The organism is Pseudomonas sp. KCJK9000, assembly GCF_046230725.1.
GTDB lineage: Bacteria > Pseudomonadota > Gammaproteobacteria > Pseudomonadales > Pseudomonadaceae > Aquipseudomonas > Aquipseudomonas promysalinigenes.
The window spans coordinates 1-665 of the sequence record NZ_JBJJLN010000134.1 but is presented as its reverse complement, the minus strand read 5'-3'; the positions used below and the strand labels follow the sequence as shown (position 1 = coordinate 665).

Annotated in this window: 1 pseudogene; it reads right to left on the bottom strand. The window is 59.8% G+C overall.

What is annotated here, in order from left to right:
- Positions 1 to 665: pseudogene (locus ACK59H_RS22945) on the bottom strand (RHS repeat domain-containing protein); the annotation flags it as partial.

Genomic DNA, 665 nt, shown 5'->3' with positions numbered 1-665 from the left:
TCGCGCAGCATCCTCAAACCCTGCCAGAGGAAGCGCTTGTGCTCGACTTCGCCGTTGATCTCCGCCTGCTTGGCCACCCGCCGTCCCAGACTGTCATACCGGTACTGCCCGGTGCTCTCCAGCCTGCCACCGACATACGTTTCAGCTTTAACCAGCCGGTTCTCGCAGTCATAGGCAAAGTACTGCAACTTGCTGTGCCCCGAGCGCTTCTCGATCAGGTTGCCCACGGGTCGTAGCGATATTCCTGATCACGCCACTGCTTGATCCGGTTGCCCTTGACCTTGTCGAACTGCCGCGCATTGAAGTCCAGACGGTTCCCCAAGCTGCTTGCCCATGCCACTGGGCTGCCGCTCGATGCTCAGCAAGCGGTCAACCTCGTCATACGTGAACTGCTGCTGGGAATCGAGATTGATCTTGCCGACCAACCGGCCAATGGTGTCGCGCTCGAACAGCGTGCGCCGCTCGGGGCGCTCGGCATTTTCGCCGTAGCCGATTTCATCCAGTCGGGTGAGGTGGCCACCGACGTTGTAGCTGAAGCGCCGGGTCAGGTTGTCCACCCGCACTTCTTCACTCAGTCGGTCCGAAGCGTCATAGGCAAAGCTGTAGGTCGCGTTGTTCTCATTGACCAGCGCAGTCAGGCGGATGGCTTTGTCGTACTCGTAACG